The 12,330-nt window shown below is 66.9% G+C and carries 11 protein-coding genes and 2 tRNA genes; 5 read left to right on the top strand and 8 right to left on the bottom strand.

Annotated features, from left to right (window positions below; all coding sequences use genetic code 11):
• From VB080_RS08305 to VB080_RS08290, 4 genes are all read right to left on the bottom strand, one after another.
• On the bottom strand, window positions 1-1,058 hold a 1,058-nt coding region (locus VB080_RS08305), incomplete at its 3' end, for a lipocalin-like domain-containing protein (RefSeq protein WP_323417974.1).
• A 34-nt stretch (window positions 1,059-1,092) separates the two neighbouring features.
• Entirely contained in the window at window positions 1,093-1,593 is a 501-nt protein-coding gene (locus tag VB080_RS08300) for a hypothetical protein (RefSeq protein WP_323417973.1), read from the bottom strand.
• 59 nt (window positions 1,594-1,652) lie between these two features.
• The gene (locus VB080_RS08295) at window positions 1,653-2,789 is read right to left on the bottom strand and encodes a hypothetical protein (protein ID WP_323417972.1); all 1,137 of its coding nucleotides are present in this window, start codon (window positions 2,787-2,789) and stop codon (window positions 1,653-1,655) included.
• Between the two features lie 45 nt (window positions 2,790-2,834).
• Window positions 2,835-4,001: a lipocalin-like domain-containing protein gene (locus VB080_RS08290; protein ID WP_323417971.1), complete on the bottom strand. Its 1,167-nt coding sequence runs from the start codon at window positions 3,999-4,001 to the stop codon at window positions 2,835-2,837.
• Between the two features lie 130 nt (window positions 4,002-4,131).
• Between VB080_RS08290 and VB080_RS08285 the strand changes: the two genes are divergently transcribed.
• Window positions 4,132-4,740, top strand: coding sequence for a TetR/AcrR family transcriptional regulator (locus VB080_RS08285; protein WP_323417970.1), 609 nt, complete (start codon window positions 4,132-4,134; stop codon window positions 4,738-4,740).
• A 62-nt stretch (window positions 4,741-4,802) separates the two neighbouring features.
• Here the strand turns inward: VB080_RS08285 and VB080_RS08280 are convergent, their stop codons facing one another.
• Complete coding sequence (locus tag VB080_RS08280) at window positions 4,803-5,381, bottom strand: TetR/AcrR family transcriptional regulator (RefSeq protein ID WP_323417969.1); 579 nt, start codon at window positions 5,379-5,381, stop codon at window positions 4,803-4,805.
• A 179-nt stretch (window positions 5,382-5,560) separates the two neighbouring features.
• On the opposite strand from VB080_RS08280, the gene VB080_RS08275 reads away from it, so the two are divergent.
• On the top strand, window positions 5,561-6,352 hold the full coding sequence (locus VB080_RS08275) for a hypothetical protein (RefSeq protein WP_323417968.1): 792 nt from the start codon (window positions 5,561-5,563) through the stop codon (window positions 6,350-6,352).
• A gap of 311 nt (window positions 6,353-6,663) precedes the next feature.
• Here VB080_RS08275 and VB080_RS08270 read toward each other — a convergent pair.
• Window positions 6,664-6,756: transfer RNA gene (locus tag VB080_RS08270), tRNA-Ser, on the bottom strand.
• Window positions 6,757-7,158: 402 nt separating this feature from the next.
• Here VB080_RS08270 and VB080_RS08265 point away from each other — a divergent pair.
• Together VB080_RS08265 and VB080_RS08260 are read left to right on the top strand one after the other, a co-directional pair.
• Entirely contained in the window at window positions 7,159-8,634 is a 1,476-nt protein-coding gene (locus tag VB080_RS08265; RefSeq protein WP_323417967.1) for an LCP family protein, read from the top strand.
• 222 nt (window positions 8,635-8,856) lie between these two features.
• On the top strand, window positions 8,857-10,527 hold the full coding sequence (locus tag VB080_RS08260; RefSeq protein ID WP_323417966.1) for an LCP family protein: 1,671 nt from the start codon (window positions 8,857-8,859) through the stop codon (window positions 10,525-10,527).
• A 36-nt stretch (window positions 10,528-10,563) separates the two neighbouring features.
• Here the strand turns inward: VB080_RS08260 and VB080_RS08255 are convergent, their stop codons facing one another.
• Together VB080_RS08255 and VB080_RS08250 are read right to left on the bottom strand one after the other, a co-directional pair.
• Window positions 10,564-11,034, bottom strand: a complete 471-nt coding sequence (locus VB080_RS08255; RefSeq protein WP_323417965.1) for a hypothetical protein — start codon at window positions 11,032-11,034, stop codon at window positions 10,564-10,566.
• Window positions 11,035-11,144: 110 nt separating this feature from the next.
• Window positions 11,145-11,229: transfer RNA gene (locus VB080_RS08250), tRNA-Ser, on the bottom strand.
• 247 nt (window positions 11,230-11,476) lie between these two features.
• Between VB080_RS08250 and VB080_RS08245 the strand changes: the two genes are divergently transcribed.
• The coding region (locus VB080_RS08245; RefSeq protein ID WP_323417964.1) for an NAD(P)H-quinone oxidoreductase at window positions 11,477-12,330 on the top strand (854 nt) is incomplete at its 3' end.

The raw sequence follows: 12,330 nt of genomic DNA, 5'->3' as shown, positions 1-12,330 counted from the left end.
CCGTCGGCGGGGGTGAGCGTGAGGCCGGCGTGGCCGTTGTAGCGCGCGTAGGACGGGTCGAGGCCCTTGGCGGCCATCTTCTTCGACGCCGACTTCAGCAGCAGGGGGGTCAGCCATTTCGCCAGCGTCTTGCCGACCTTGGGTGTCAACTGGTTGATCACCGTGGCGCGGATGTCCATGCTCTCGATGACGTCGTCCTGGTGAAGGGTGTACTCCGCGCGTCCCATGTCGTTGTCGAAGACGTAGCGGGAGTCCTTGGGGTAGACCTTGCCGCTGCCGGCATCGGTGTACTCCGACAGGACCGTGTAGTCCACGCCCTGGGTGTTCTCGAAAACGACGTTGCCGTCGGCGTCCTGGACGAAGCACAGCGGGAAGCGGGTGTAGCCGTATTCCTTGCGGGTGGTCATGTCGAAGACGAGGATCGCGTGGTCATCGAAGCTCTGGCGTGACCAGGTCCAGTGGTTCCACGCCTCGATGACAGGGATGGTGCCCCACTGGTGGTCGTGGTAGCCGCGGCCGTGGATCTGGTGGGTCTGCCCGCCGTAGGTGAGCGTGCCGGTCACCTCACCGGCCGGCACCACACAGAACCAGGTGTAGAACAGCGAGTCGTCGTCGCTGAAGCTGAAGTACGCCGTGCCTGGACGGAACGGCTTCGCCGTGGAGTGCAGGTGGATGTCGGCGGACAGCCCCTCGGTGGGGGCGACCTGGATCCGGTAGTCGGTGAGGTCGCCGGCGAACCGGTGCGGGCCGTAGGACACGTCGCACCCGTCGGTTGCGATCCGGGCCTGATCGGCGGGGACCTTGACCGAACTGGAGTACTTCGTCCCGTCGGGGGCGGTGATCGTGATCCGCAGCATCGGGTGGATCTCCACCGCGGAGATGTGCGGGTTGTCCTTGGTGAAGAACTGGATGACCGCCTGGCTGCCGTCGTCCAGGATCGAGTCGAAGTACCACCATTCCCAGGCGCCAGCGGCGTCTTGGGAGCGGCGTCCGTCCTCCCAGGCCTCGATCCTGTCCGGGCTGAGGCCCAGTGTGCGGTAGTCGTCTGGCTGATCCATCAGCCTCACTCGCTGCGTCACCACGTGCTCCCGCTCACTCGCCGCGGGTGTCGCTCTGGGCCGCCTCGGCGCGTGCGAGCGCGGCAGCTCGGATCTTGTAGGGCTCGAACTCGATGCGCACCTCGGCATTCTCGCTGAACAGGGTGGGACCCTGCGCCGAGCCGGGGATCATGATTGATTCGAGGTCAAAGTGGCGGGCGTCCTGCTCTTGGGCGTGGTCGCCGGTGAATCTCTCGACCACGAGCCGTTGCATGTGGCGGAAGGCCTCGGCGGAGTCGTACTCGTCCATGAACCACCACATCTCCGTCTCCCCGTCCGCGTCAGGGGCGAACCAGCTGCGGGTGCGCGAGTAGAGGTGCTCCAGCGGGTGTGCGCGCTGGGTGTCCATGCCCCAGGCTCCGATCCGTCCGATGCCGAATTGCATCATCTTGTCGTGGTCCTGCTTGCGGATCTTCCAGCTGTAGGTGAAGACCAGGGGGCCCTCACCGAACTCCTCTGGGATCGAGTCGAACCAGGTGCTCCTGTTGATGGCCATGGCGGTTGCCTTCCTTCTTGTTGTGTTTGATCGGGTTCGTTGAGGGGTTGGTGCCCGGTTCACACCCGGGCGCGTGGGTCGGGGTTACCGAAGGAGGCGTACTCGTAGATCATGTCGCCGACGGAACGCTGCTCGGTGCCTGTGGCGAGGTCGGTGAGGGTGATGTCGCCCTTGCCCGCGTAGCGCAGGTAGGACGGGTTGACTCCGAGAGCGTCGAACTTTGCCTTCAGTTCCGGATTGGCCTTGATGAGGATGTTCCCGGCGGCGCGTACCTCAATCTGCTCGGTCCACTCAATGCGGTAGGTGACCAACGTGCCGTCGTTGGCGAAGGTGTAGGTGATCTTCTTGGGGTATTCCTTGCCGGTCTCAGGTTCGACGTAGCGCTCCTCGATGTCGATCGTGGCGTTCTCGCTGTCGATATTGGAGAAGATGACCTCACCGGACGCGTCCAGGACGCCGATGATCGGTACCCAGGTGAACCCGTACCGCTGGGCGGCCACGAGGTCCGACATGGCGACGGTCAGGTCTCCGGAGGACTGGCGGGCCCACAACCAGTGGTGCCAGGCGGCCATCGGGTTCATGCTGTTCCAGCCGTGGTCGTGGTAGCCGAGTCCCGAGACTGGCCAGGTCTTCCCGTTCGCAGTGACGGTGCCGGTGACCTGTCCGCGCGGAATGGTGGTCCAGGTCCAGGTGCGGTCCAGGGATTCGCCGGGTTCGAAGGCGATGTACCCAGTTCCCGGCCGGAACGGCTTGACCAGCGAGTGGAAGTGAAGGTCTGCGCCCACCCCGCCCGCCGGCTCGACATGGATGTCGTAGTCGACCAGGTCGCCTCGTAGATAGTGGGGCCCGTACTTCAGGTCACACTGTCCGACCTTGGTCCAGGAGTCGGCCGGGTCGGAGAAGATCATGTCGGTGGTCGTGTGCCCGTCCGCGGTCGTGACATGAATGTTGATGTTGGGACGGTCCAGACCATCGCCGGCCTCGCCGACTCCCAGGTCCGATCCGCCGGGCGCGTTCGGACGGAAGGAGACCACCAGCTTGGTGCCGTCGTCCATCGTCGCGTCGAAGTACCAGTTCTCCTGGATCGGCTTGCCGGGGTCGGATCGCCTCCCGTCCTCCCACGGCTCGACGATCCCCGGCGTGACTCCGATCCGTTCGTAGTCGGCCGGATCGTTGAGGACTTTCGGATAGGGCATGACGCTCTCCTTGTGAACTTGCGGGCTGGGGACTCGATGCCGCACTCAGCGGCGGAGGGCCGTTGATGCCTCCACCCGGTAGGTGGGGGCCGGGTACATGAACTCGTAGATCAGGTCGCCCGATCGGGAGACCGTCTCCGTGCCCTGGGTGATCTCCAGCTCGCCGGTGCCGGTGAACCGGGTGTAGGACGGGCGGATGCCCTGCCGGCCGAGGACGCTTCCGATGACCGCGGCCGCAGCCTTGCCGAGGGCTCCCCCGACAGCCTTGCCGAGCTTCTTCTCCAACGTCTGCGGGATCAGGACGAGCATGTCGCGGGATTCGATGATCGTTTCCTCGGTGAGGGTGTAGACCACCTGCACGTCGTCGCGGTCGAAGGTGTAGCGGGACTTCTTCGGGTAGGGCTTGCCGCTCATCGGGTCGGTCATCTCCGCGAGCACTTCGTAGGTCACGTCGTGGGTGTTGGAGAAGACCAGGTTGCCGTCGGCGTCCTGGATGAAGCAGACGGGGATGCACTTGTAGCCGTACTTCTTCGCCGTGACGAAGTCGAAAACCAGGATCGAGTAGTCGTCATAGGCCTGGCGGGCCCACGTCCAGTGGTTGAACAGCAACTGGAAGTTCGAGTTGCCCCACTGGTGATCGTGGTACCCGGTGCCGTGCACCTCGCGGGTAACCCCGCCCGTGGTGACGGTTCCGGTCACCTCGCCCTTGGGAACGACGCACAGCCAGGTGAAGTAGTCCTCGTCGTCGTCACCGAACCCGAAGTAGGAGCTACCCGGACGGAACGGCTTGCTGCGGCTGGACAGGTGCAGATCGGCGCCCACGCCGTTGGTCCGCTCGACGTGGATGTCGTACTCCTGGAGATCCCCCCGGAAGGTGTGCTTGCCGATCCTGACGTCGCAGCGGCCACCGCCGTAGTGGGAGTCCTTTGGGTTCGGGCTGACCTTCTCGTCATAGACCGTCCCGTCGGGCTCGGTCACCTTGATCCACACCCTCGGGTGATCGCCGTTCAGGAACGACGAGGCCCCGGACTTGGTGAAGAACTGGACCACCACCGACGCGCCGTCGTCAAGCATCGTGTCGAAGTACCACCACTCCCACACACCCTTGCGGCCATCGTCGCGACGCTGGTCCTCCCAGCGCTCAACGACATCGGGGTTGATCCCCAGACGCTCATAGTCGGCTGGGGTGTCCATCAACCTGACCCTGGTCATCGTGGCCTCTCTCAGCAGTCGGGACGTGGTTGCCGGCCGCGACTCGCGTTCCATTTTCGATACACTCTGTATCTATAGTTCACGATACGTTACGTGTTGGCGGTACGCAACACCAGAACGAGGGGGAATCATGGCAGCCAGACCACGCCGCACAGCCGCCGAGGTGCAGCAGGCCATCACCGACGCCGTCCTGGCCGAGTTGAACGAGGCAGGATTCGCCGGCCTCACCTTCGAGAAGGTGGCCCGCCGTGCCGGGACCAGCCGGCCAGTCCTCTACCGCCGCTACCCCGACCGAGCCGCCATGGCCGTCCAGACCCTCGGGTCCAGCCTGTCAACGATCATCCCCGAGCCGCAGGACAGCCTGCGAGAGGACCTCATCGCGTGGCTGCAGGCCGCCCACAACCGCACCATCACCATCGGCCCCCGGAACCTCCGCGGACTCCTGGGAGAGGTCGGCGATACCGACCTCGACCTGGTCCTCCCCTTCGTCGCCGGCGCCGCCGATCTCGTCCGCGAGCGAGTCCTCGAACCGGCCCAACGCCGCGGCGAACTCGGCGACACCGTGATCCCTGACGAGATCGTCAATGTGCCGTTCGTCCTCGCGCGAGACCAGACGATCTTCACCAGCACACGCGAACCGGACCTTGCCGGAATCGTCGACACCATCGCCGTCCCGCTATACCGCCTGTGGTCCACACAGGGGCGACGACTGACCGAGACCTCCACGGCGGCGCGGTAGGCCGGAAACACACGATGCGAACGACCTCCGCCATGGACCACGAACCCGGCCCGGGAGTGGCGTCAACCCGACCTCCTGAGCCGGGTGAAGGTCGTGGCGACAGCTTTGCCGAGTTCGGTGTGGACGAGGGATTCCAGAGTGGCGGGTGCGCCGTTGGTTGTCTGGTCACCGAGGATCGCGAGCATGCCCCCGAGGATGAAGGCCAGTTGGGCTCGCTCGCTGGTGTTCAGGTCGTCAGGCTCGCGTCCGATCCATGAGTACCAGACCTGCAGCGCGGAGTCGCGGACCTGGTCGATGATCCAGGGCGTGCTGTGCGGGCCGACCAGCAGACAGATCCGGCGGAAGTTCGTCAGGAACTCCGGGTCGGCGTCCAGTTGGCGCAGATCCACCGCGCCCGAGGCCAGCGCGGAGATCAGCACCTGGGGAACCCGCGGGGTCAGCGTCCGGTCGACCTGCTGGCCAGCCAGGTCGGCCAGGCTGGTGAAGTGGTAGTAGAAGGTGTTGTGGTTCACCTGCGCACGCCGGGCCAGCGCGGCGATCGTGATCTCGCGGTACGGGCGCTCGGAAAGCAGCTCCCAGAAGGCCGCCTCGACCCGCTCCCGCGCAGGCGGCCTGGCCGCGTCCCTACAGGGCCTGCTCACAACCCGGAGGCTACCCGAAACCCGACAAAACCAGAAGGCGATTCTGGATAAACCGGACGGTGCCCGCGGCTTTGTCGCAAGCCCGCCCCGACCGACTTCCCCGGCCCGGATTCCCGCCTAGCGTGGACGGTGAACCAGCCGGTGGAGGTCACCGGCACGAGTCCGAGGAGGACCTCGACATGTCGGAACTGACCATTGGCGTCACGATTGACGGCGAGACGTACACCCAAGCGCAGCTGGCGCAGTTCCAGTACCAGCGTGCCCTGCATGTGCTGCACGAGTTGAAGCGGTTGGGGGCGACGCTGTACGACGGCGACCACGAACTGTCGGACATCGACATCAACTGGCTGGAACCCGCCCGGGCCGAGCAGATCTCCCTCGACTACCGCATCGGACTGGGCGAACAGAGCACCCTCGACCTGTTCAAGGACGTGCTGGCCGACACCGACCAGCGCTGGAAGGAGTTCAACGCCGACTACGTCGACGGGGACCTGCGGACCGGCCAGGTTGATCTGGAGGTCACTGGCATCACCGTCCAGGAAGCCCTCGGCGCGATCGGTGGCGGCACCTCGGAATCCCAACTGGCGATCATGCCCGAGCACTACATCGTGGCCGGGGACGTCCATACCGGCCAGCGAGGCATGGAGACCTTCGGAATGTTCGGCGAGCCGACCGCCATCCACGGCACCGCCGCGAAGGAGATCCCCGCCTCATTCCCGTTCACCCGCGACCCCGACTACCCGATCCTGATCTTCGGCGAGACGCTGCTGCGCAGCGACGACACCCCGACCCACCTGGGCGCCTGCCACCAGGCCAAACCCGGACCCGACGGATTCGCGATGAAGTCGATCTTCTTCTGCCCCAAGACCGTCCCCCAGGCGATGGCCGACGGCCACAAGATCCACTTCGCCATCGAACTGAGCAACGCGTTCAAAGCCGCCCGCGCGAAGCGAGACACCGTCGACAACTGATCCGCCGCCGGATCCAAACCGCCGGGGCAACGTGCCACAGCGACGCACCAACCGCCGCTGCCCACCCCACGCGGTCTGCGCGACTCGCCTCGAGTTGCGCGATTGGCACCCGCTTCTGGAGCGGGTGCCGTGGCCAGATTGGCTTCCCAATCCGTCCGTGGCCGTCCGCCAGCGGCCGCCTACGTCCACACAAGAGCCGGATTCGATTACCAACCAGGCAAGCCGTTGAGACAGAAAACGAGACAATTTCCCGAGAAGACCCAAAAACGCCCCGCCCGAGATACTCTCAGGTGGGACGTTTCCCCTTGTCATGGCGGAGGTGGCGAGATTTGAACTCGCGATGGGGTTGAGCCCCAAACCCGCTTAGCAGGCGGGCGCCATAGACCGGACTAGGCGACACCTCCAAGGTGCTGAGCCAGCCTACCGGCGCCTACCGCCCAGCGGCAAAAGTTCTGGCGTCCGGCCCCGAAATCGCCTGCGAGTCGAGAGCGCCACGCGAGGCGCCCTGGGCGCAGTCCTGATCACCCTCCTGGCATCGTCAACCGGCCACGGCTCTTCGAGCTCCAACGGTGGACCCACGCGAACACTCATCCCACCCTCCAGAGTCCAGCGGGCTATCCGACCGTCCAGCGACAGCTTTTCGCCCCGACGCATACACTCGCGATGGCGTAAATCTGGGAAGGAACCACCGCATGGCAGCCGACTCCGCGCAGGGCTCGGGTCCGCGACGAGTTGCTGGTGACTCCAGCCCCCGAGCCTCAGGCCCGGCGCGCCGGGCCAGACAGGCGTCCGCCGCACCGGGAGGCATGGGCTCCACCATGGGATGGACGGTGCTCGGCACCATCCTCCCCGGTGTCGGCCTGATCCGGGCCGGACGCCGGGTCATCGGTAGCCTGATCCTGATCCTCACCCTCGCCGTGATCGGCGGGCTGGGCTACCTGGCCGTCACCAATCGCCGACTGCTCACCACCGTTGCGCTCAACCCGACCGTCCTGCGGGCCGCAGCTGTCACGCTGCTCGTGCTCGCGGTCGCCTGGGTGATCCTGATCGGCGCCAGTCACCTGGCACTGCGCCCCAAGGGCGCTTCCTTCGGGCAGCGGTTCGCCGGCGCCCTGCTGGTCGGCGTCCTCTCCTTCGCTGTCGCCGCCCCACTCTCCTTCGGCGCCAACCTCGCCTACACCTCGGCGGGTGCGGTCTCGTCCATCTTCGGCAACGAGCAGAGTGCCACCCGTCCGACCATCGCCAACACCGTCGACCCGTGGGCCGAGAAGGACCGGCTCAATGTGCTGATCCTCGGCGGCGACGTGGACGCCAAACGCGGCATGAAGGAGGGGGTACGCACCGACACCGTGATCGTGGCCTCGATCGACACCGCCACCGGCGCCACCACCCTGATCTCGCTGCCCCGCCAGACCATGGCCATCCCGTTCCCCAAGGACTCGCCGCTGCACAAGAAGTACCCCAACGGCTTCGGCTACGGCCAGGATCTGCGCAACGGCGAGTTCTACCTGAACGCGATGTACCGCAACATTCCCGCGCAGGTGTCCAAGGACATCCTCGGACCGACCGACAACCTCGGCGCGGACGTGATGAAACTGGGCGTCGGCGAGGCTCTCAACCTGCCGATCGACTACTACGTCCTGATCAACATGGACGGCTTCCGCGACCTGATCAACGCGCTCGGCGGAATCACCGTCAATGTGAACTACCGGGTTCCGATCGGCGGCAAGACCGGCCCTCCGAAGGTGGCGCCCACCGGCTGGATCGAGCCCGGCCCCAATCAACACCTGACCGGACGGCTGGCGCTGTGGTACGCCCGCGGCCGTTACGGCATGACCGACTACGAGCGCCAGGACCGCCAGCGCTGCGTGATCAACGCGGTGGTGCAGCAGGCCAGCCCGCAGAACCTGCTGCTCAACTACGAGAAGATCGCCAACGCCGGCGAGAAGACGATCCTCACCGATGTCCCGGACGACATGCTGTCGGCGCTGCTCGACCTGGCCACCCGGGTACAGGGCACCAAACTGCGCAGCCTCTCCTTCAGGACGGGCACGGACGGCTTCGTGGCCTCCAACCCCGACTGGGACAAGGTGCGCGCCCGGGTGAAGACGGCGCTGAAGGAGACAACGAAGGCCAACACGAAGGACACGGAGCCGTCCAGTTCGGCCACACCCAGCCCGGGTTCCACGCCGAGCAGTTCGGCCACACCGACGACCAGCGCTCCGACCAGAAGTTCCGACCTGGACGACGCCTGCGCCTACCACCCCCAGAAGAAGAAGTGAGCGGACCCGCGCGAGCCTTGGTCTGCTGATCCGTCCCGGCCGCCGGCCAGCCGGTACCCCGGCGCCTCCGGATCTGACACGCGATCACCGCGTCCGCTCATGACCCCTCCTCGCGCTGCGGCCACGCCCGCAGCCGGGAACGGTCAGTCGGGGACACCCCCGGCGGCCGCGGCCGCCGCGTAGACTCCCCGGTGCCGCACCTGGGGGAAGGGGAAGCATCGCATGGCCGCAGACTCATCGTCGCGTCGCACCACCGGTCCGCGACGACTCGCCGATGACGCCACGCCCACGGCCGTGTCGGACGGCACGCCGCGACGGGCTGCCGTCCCCTCCGGCCAGGAACGCGGCGGGATGGGCTCGGCGATGGGTTGGACGGTGCTCGGCGCCATCCTCCCGGGGCTCGGCCTGTGGCGCTCCGGCCGCCGCGTGCTCGGATCGGTGGTCCTGGCGGTGGCGATCCTGCTCGTCGGTGGGCTGGCGGGATTGGCGATCACCCAGCGCAGTTCGCTGGTCATGGTCGCCACCAACCCCCGGGTACTGCAGTGGACGGCACTGGCGCTGCTCGTCCTGGCGATCGTCTGGGTGGCGGTGATCGGCGCCAGCCATCTCGCCCTGCGTCCGGCGGGCTCGACCATCGGGCAGCGGACGGCGGGCGCCGTCCTGGTCGGTGGGCTGTCGTTCATCGTCGCCGCGCCGCTCGCGCTCGGCGCCAACGTCGCGTACACCGCCAGCACCCTGGTCCAGAACGTCTTCGACACCACCGATGACGGGTCCCGCAGCGAAACCGTCCCCACGATCAACGCCGTCGATCCCTGGGCTGACAAGGACCGGCTCAACATCCTGATCCTCGGCGGCGACTCCGGCACCGGCCGCAGCACCAAGGCCGGTATGCGCGCCGACAGCGTGATCGTTGCCTCGATCGATACCCACACCGCGGTCGGCACCCTGTTCTCCCTGCCCCGCCAGACTGCCCGGATGCCCTTCCCGAAAGACTCCAAGCTCAGCCAGGTCTTCCCTCACGGCTGGTACAACCCGGGCAACCCCAAGGATCAGAACTACTGGCTGAGCGCGATGTACCGCCTCGCCCCTCCCATGGTCCCCAAGGGCACCTTTGGCACAACCAAGTACCTGCCCGAGGACATCATGAAGGTCTCGGTCGGCGAGGCTCTCGGGCTGGACATCGACTACTTCGTCACCATCAACATGGACGGCTTCAAGGACATCATCAACGCCCTCGACGGCGTCACCTTGAACGTCAACGCCCCGATTCCGATCGGCGGCGACACCGATCGCAACATCCTGCCCACCGACTGGATCGAGACCGGGCCCAACCAGCATTTCGGCGGACGGCTGGCGCTGTGGTACGCCCGCGGACGGTGGGGCTACGACGACTACAGCCGGATGAGCCGGCAACGCTGCGTGATCAACGCCGTCCTCAAGCAGGCGAACCCGCAGAATGTGCTGGTCAACTTCGAGAAGCTCGCCACTGCCGGCGAGAAGACGGTCTCCACCGACCTGCCCGACACCATGGTGGGCCCGATGCTCGACCTCGCCACCCGGGCGCAGGACAAGAAACTGCGCAGCATCGTGTTCATCAACGGCAAGGACGGCTTCAGCACCCTCACCCCCAACTGGACGACCGTCCGCAAGCAGGTGAAGAAAGCACTGGCCGAGTCTGCACAGTCGAATACCGAAACGACTCCCAGCGTCGCCGTGTCGACCCCCAGCACCAGCCCGGCAGGATCGTCCTCACCGTCCCCGAAGCCGACCAAGTCCACCAAACCCAAGAGCGACGACCTCGATGACGAGTGTGGCTACCACCCGACCGGCAAGATCCCGAAGGGCTACCCCGGGACGCGCGACGATCCGCAGGGCTACCGGCAGGGAAGGTGACGCGGTCCAGCCGCACCCGTTGGCGGTGCCACGCCGCTATTCGGCCGGATCAGCTGGCCCCGGCGGGACGCTGCCGTAGCCGCGGTGGGCGTTCAGCCGGTCAGCGATGTCGCGGCCCAGGGCATTGAGGTCTCCCGAGCCGCCGCGCGGTACCACCAGCGCGATCTGGGAGCCGTCGCGCCGGAACAGGGTGATCCGCCCGGCTGCCCGGGTGACCTTCACGATGTCGTCCCACTCACCCGACCGGGTGCTGGACGGGCTGACCACGCGGAAGCCGTCGTTGTCCAACTCGACGGTGGCGTATTGCTGGCGGGAGACGATCAGCGCCAGCACCACCAGCAGCAACCCCAGCACCAGGAAAACCACCCCGACCACTTGGAGCGCCCAGTGCCAGTGCACGGCCAGTTCCAGGGCGAAGAAGCCGATCCCCACGACGGCCAGGACCGCTGCGATCCCGAAGGCTCGCAACGGCGGACGGGGCTTCATCAGATGCGTGGTGGTGGCCACGTGTGCGCTCCTGTCGTCCTCGCTGGGTGCGGTGGTGCCGGGTACGAGCATCCCGGCCGGGTGGAACGGGTCTGATCAGCCAGACCCGGCGGACGGGGCCCGCTCCCGCGCGGCGAGGGTGGGATTCGAACCCACGGAGCTTTGACACTCGGCCGCTTTCAAGGCGGCTGCACTAGTCCACTATGCGACCTCGCCCGGTGGGCTCATCGTAGTGCCAAGGCTCGTCACCGCCGTACTTGGGCAACCGCACCGCCTCTCCCCGCGCCTGCCTGGAGATCGCCTCGGGGGCACAAACCGGGCAATCCAGGCCATCTGCGTGCACTATCCACGCGTGTGGCCTCTTCTGCCCGGTTTGTGCCGGAGAACCACGCTGGCCGTCACCGCCAGGCGGCTCAGGGGCAGGCCACTGCGCACCCGACGAAGCCCGTGGCAGGCTGGTCTCATGCGCATCGTCGACGTCACAGCACCGGGCGGACCCGAGAACCTCATCCTCTCCGAAGCACCCATCCCGACGGCAGGATCGGGTGAGGTGGTGATCGCCGTGACGGCCGCGGGGGTCAACCGGGCCGACCTGCTGCAGCGGCAGGGCTTCTACCCGCCGCCACCCGGAGCCAGTGAGGTGATCGGGCTGGAGGTCTCCGGGCATATCCACGAACTCGGCCCGGGCGTCGAGGGCTGGACGGCGGGCGACGCCTGCGTCGCGGTCCTGGCCGGCGGTGGCTACGCCGAATACGTGGCTGTCCCGGCTGGCCAGGTGATCCCGCCTCCGCCGGGCATCGACCTGGTGACGGCCGCCGGTCTGATCGAAGTGGCCGCTACCGTGGTGTCCAATTTCGACCATGTCCGGCTGACGGCAGGCGAGACTGTCCTGCTCCACGGTGGTGCCGGCGGCATCGGAACCTTCGCCATCCAGTACGCCAGGGCGCTCGGCGCCCGTGTCCTGGTCACCGCGGGCACACCGGCCAAACTCACGCTGTGCCGCAGCCTCGGCGCCGACGTTGCGATCGACTACCACCAGGACTGGCCTGCCGCAGTGCGCGAGGCCACCGGCGGCCGCGGGGTGGACGTGATCCTCGACGTCATGGGCGCGAAATACCTCGAGGCGAATGTCGACGCGCTGGCGCCCGACGGCCGGCTGGTGGTGATCGGCCTGCAGGGTGGGCGTAAGGGCACCCTCGACCTCAACAAGCTGCTGGGCAAGCGCGCCACCGTCACCGCCACCAGCCTGCGCGGCCGTCCGGCTGCGCAGAAGGCTGCGATCTGCGCGGCGGTGCGCGACCGGGTCTGGCCCCTGGT

This window comes from Propionicimonas sp., from assembly GCF_034927565.1.
Taxonomy (GTDB): Bacteria; Actinomycetota; Actinomycetes; order Propionibacteriales; family Propionibacteriaceae; genus Propionicimonas.
The sequence above is the reverse complement of the archived record's forward strand: the minus strand, read 5'-3'. Positions and strand labels throughout refer to the sequence as shown.

What these genes read in the sequence shown, in the direction of transcription:
- VB080_RS08290 (WP_323417971.1), bottom strand. Translation starts at nt 4,001, where the DNA reads ATGACCAGGGTCAGGTTGATGGACACCCCAGCCGACTATGAGCGTCTG.
- VB080_RS08265 (WP_323417967.1), top strand. Translation starts at nt 7,159, where the DNA reads ATGGGCTCCACCATGGGATGGACGGTGCTCGGCACCATCCTCCCCGGT.
- VB080_RS08260 (WP_323417966.1), top strand. Translation starts at nt 8,857, where the DNA reads ATGGCCGCAGACTCATCGTCGCGTCGCACCACCGGTCCGCGACGACTC.
- VB080_RS08275 (WP_323417968.1), top strand. Translation starts at nt 5,561, where the DNA reads ATGTCGGAACTGACCATTGGCGTCACGATTGACGGCGAGACGTACACC.
- VB080_RS08285 (WP_323417970.1), top strand. Translation starts at nt 4,132, where the DNA reads ATGGCAGCCAGACCACGCCGCACAGCCGCCGAGGTGCAGCAGGCCATC.
- VB080_RS08300 (WP_323417973.1), bottom strand. Translation starts at nt 1,593, where the DNA reads ATGGCCATCAACAGGAGCACCTGGTTCGACTCGATCCCAGAGGAGTTC.
- VB080_RS08295 (WP_323417972.1), bottom strand. Translation starts at nt 2,789, where the DNA reads ATGCCCTATCCGAAAGTCCTCAACGATCCGGCCGACTACGAACGGATC.